Here is a 3,733-nt window from a genome sequence, read left to right on the forward strand (position 1 = left end):
AAGTAACCACCCGACGGCTCCAACGCAGATTGGTCACGACCATTACACCTATGATGCCAACGGTAATCCAACTCTGGTAACGAACGACTCTACGAACACTACCCGTGAGATGTACTGGGATGAAGACAACCGCCTGATGGTACTCTCTGATAATGGCAAGACGAGTCGTTATACTTACAACGCTGCTGGCGAACGCATCATGAAGAGTTACGGTACGATGGATGGTGTGTATATCAATGGTGCACCACAGGGTATTACTTTCCACGAGACGGACAACTTCACGCTTTATCCTGCCTCAATAATCAGCATTAACAAGAATCGTTTTACAAAGCATTACTTCCTTGGTGACAAACGAATCGCCAGCCGTATCGGTACAGGATTGTTTAACAACGTTTACGGACGCAACGGTTCATACGTAACAGCTGGTCAGCAGGACTATGCTGAACGTATGAATCAGATTCAGAAGCAGAAGGAAGCATACTATAAGCAGCAGGGCATTGCACCAGGTGTACCGACAGAAAAAGGTGCGTACGGCGACCCGGAGAACACGGGTGTTGGTTATAATGCCGTCCTCACAGAACTCGGTAACCATGATGTGCCACAGGGTTGGATTCAGACTCCACGCCCTAACACCACACCGAATACCAACCCCGGTCCACCTGTAAGCTGGAATGATCCGAGCAGCCCTGATGCCCCGCAGGCTGGTTATGGCTACATCCCTAATGACACTACAAAAGAGGAAACGTTCTTCTATCACAGTGATCACCTTGGCAGTACCTCTTATATTACCGATGCCAAAGCCAATATCACACAGTTCGATGCGTACCTGCCGTACGGTGAGCTGTTAGTGGATGAACATAGTAGCAGTGAAGAACTACCATATAAGTTCAACGGCAAACAGTTCGATGAAGAGACAGGCTTGTACTATTATGGTGCAAGGTACATGAATCCTATGGCAAGTATTTGGTATGGGATGGATCCGCTAAGTGAGAAATATCCATATATAGGTGGTGTTGTGTATTGTGAAGGAAATCCTGTTGTTCAAATAGATGACTTTGGGCTAGCCCCTAAAAAACCGAAAAGAAAAGTAAATAATAATTCAAATCAATTTAATCCTCTGAATGCTCCTACGTATGAAATAGGAGGCATAATATATCGGGGAGGACAAATGGTTGGCGAGAAGCCTCTTGAACCAGATTATACCATAGAAACTCTTCTTATTGGCGGTTTGTCATCTGTCCGTGTAGGTTCAATTGCTCGCTCCACTTTCTCTAGAATAAAGAATCTTTTCAGTGGAGGAAGTGGGAAAGTTTCCAAAAGAGGTTCCTTAAGGCCTACACTATCAAAGAAAAATCAAAACATTAATCAAAATGGATCTTTGGGATCAAGTCTGCCTATATTCAAGAAATGGTTAAAAGGAGTCGATAGGCTAGATAGAGATCAAATCGTTCGTGATCTTCGGCGTTTAGGGTTTAAAAAAGTTTATGATGGGAAAGGCATGATACATATGGAGCGAGGAGGTATTAAAATACGACTTGACCCTCCCCAGCATGGAACAGAATATAATCATATGCACATAAATTATGGGAGAGGTAATAAAAATACTTATGATGTAAATTTACATTCTGTTGATTATAGATCACCTGCAGCCCATATTAAAATAAAATAATTTATATGGAAAAGAATTTATTATTCTCATTTGATGATGAGGTCGCCACTGGGTTTTATTATGATATTGATGGTCAAAAAATTGTAGTTTATTTTGCGTCCTATTATGATAATGGGAGGTTTGTAGAAAAGGAATGCCAACTTATTATTGAGAATTGGGAGTATGCAAAAAGTAAATTATCTGTGGATAACCAATATAAAGATTTAGAAGATCATGTTGGAATCATAAGCATGATTTTAGATATGCATATTGCAGATAAAAAATTGTATTTAACGGTGAACACATTAGATGGTCAATATGTAGATTTACTTTTTTATAAATGCACTGTTAAAATAGAAGATATTCCTTAAGGAGGACCTGTATAATACAAAATGTGATTTTATGGTTTTAAAAAGAAAACCGCTTGATGGTACTCTTTGATAATGGCAAGACGAGTCGTTATACTTACAACGCTGCCGGTGAACGTATCATGAAGAGTTACGGTATGATGGAGGGTGTGTATATCAATGGTGCGCCACAAGGCATCACCTTCCACGAGACGGACAACTTCACGCTTTATCCTGCAAGTATCCTCTCTGTCAACAAGAACCGCTTCACAAAGCATTACTTTCTTGGTGACAAACGAGTTGCTTCAAGGATTGGAACAGGCCTGTTTAACAACGTTTACGGACGCAACGGCTCATACGTAAAGCTGGTCAGCAGGACTATGCTGAACGCATGAATCAGATTCAGAAGCAGAAAGAGGCTTATTATAAGCAGCAGGGCATTGCTCCTGGTGTACCTACAATGAAGGGTGCGTATGGTGACCCAGAGAATACAAAACGAGGATATAACTCTATCATTGACACACTCGGTAATCATGACGTGCCACAGGGTTGGATTCAGACTCCACGCCCCAACACCACACCGAATACTAACCCCGGTCCACCTGTAAGCTGGAACGACCCGAGTAACCCTGATGACCCACAAGCTGGTTATGGCTACATCCCTAATGACACTACGAAAGAAGAAACCTTCTTCTATCACAGTGACCACCTCGGCTCAACGTCTTACATCACAGACGATAAAGCCAATATCACTCAGTATGATGCCTACCTGCCTTATGGTGAGCTGTTAGTTGACGAGCATAGCAGCTCCGAAGACCTGCCGTATAAGTTCAACGGCAAACAGTTCGATGAAGAGACAGGCTTATACTATTACGGTGCAAGGTACTTGAATCCTGTGGCAAGCATTTGGTATGGAGTGGATCCACAAATAGAAAAAATGCCAAAAGATGGTTCTTATTCATATTGTTTTGGGAATCCCATTAAACTGATAGACCCTAATGGAGAAAGACCGTCAGAAGAAGAGGCTGCTAGAATTTCTGCACATGTTTATGGTAAAGAGAAAGTAACCTTGACAGGTGGTTGGCATCTATCGAAACTAAATAAGACAATTAGTGGTATTACTTTGAGAGATAAAGATTCTGGTTTTAAGTCTGCAATATACGAAAGGACTTATAAAGGGAAGACTGAATATGTTTATGCTACTGCAGGAACAGATTTTACTGAAATGAACGATTGGAAAAATAATATAAAGCAGATTATCGGGAAATCAGAGCAGTATGATATTTCCATGGAAAATGCGAAAAAGATTTCTCAAGCGATTGGTAGAAACTCCGAACTTACATTTACGGGGCACAGTTTAGGTGGGGGGTTAGCAGCAGCTAATGCATATAAAACAGGACGTAGTGCCATGACATTTAATGCTGCATGGGTAAGTCCATTTACTATTTTCAATAGAAAGTCTACAAAAATTGATGCTTATATAAACTGGAATGATGAACTTAATACGGTTCAGCGGGCATTTGGGCTCCGTGCTAATGGTCTTCCACACTATAGATTCAATAGAAGGGCGCTTCTAGGGCATAGCATCCAAAATTTTTATAGAACTGACATTGAATTAATGAAAGATGAGATAAAAGCTAAAAATGAGTTATACCAACGTATGTACATAGACTCCTTTCATGGTTTCCCACAATAAATTATTATAAATATGAGGCATCTTTTATTCTTAGTATTGTTT

The 3,733-nt window shown here is 40.8% G+C and carries 2 protein-coding genes and 1 pseudogene; all 3 read left to right on the forward strand.

Going from position 1 to position 3,733, the window contains the following annotated elements; all coding sequences use genetic code 11:
• On the forward strand, positions 1 to 1,669 hold a 1,669-nt coding region (locus DW917_RS17700; RefSeq protein ID WP_305000146.1), incomplete at its 5' end, for an RHS repeat domain-containing protein.
• A 5-nt stretch (positions 1,670 to 1,674) separates the two neighbouring features.
• Positions 1,675 to 2,019 carry a hypothetical protein gene (locus DW917_RS06330; RefSeq protein ID WP_118117186.1) on the forward strand — a complete coding sequence of 115 codons (345 nt, stop codon included), beginning with the start codon at positions 1,675 to 1,677 and terminating at the stop codon, positions 2,017 to 2,019.
• A gap of 53 nt (positions 2,020 to 2,072) precedes the next feature.
• Positions 2,073 to 3,691: pseudogene (locus tag DW917_RS17705) on the forward strand (RHS repeat-associated core domain-containing protein).
• Positions 3,692 to 3,733: the final 42 nt, after the last annotated feature.

It is taken from the genome of Prevotella sp. AM42-24 (assembly GCF_003461825.1).
GTDB classification, from domain to species: domain Bacteria; phylum Bacteroidota; class Bacteroidia; order Bacteroidales; family Bacteroidaceae; genus Prevotella; species Prevotella hominis.

What these genes read in the sequence shown, in the direction of transcription:
- DW917_RS06330 (WP_118117186.1), top strand. Translation starts at nt 1,675, where the DNA reads ATGGAAAAGAATTTATTATTCTCATTTGATGATGAGGTCGCCACTGGG.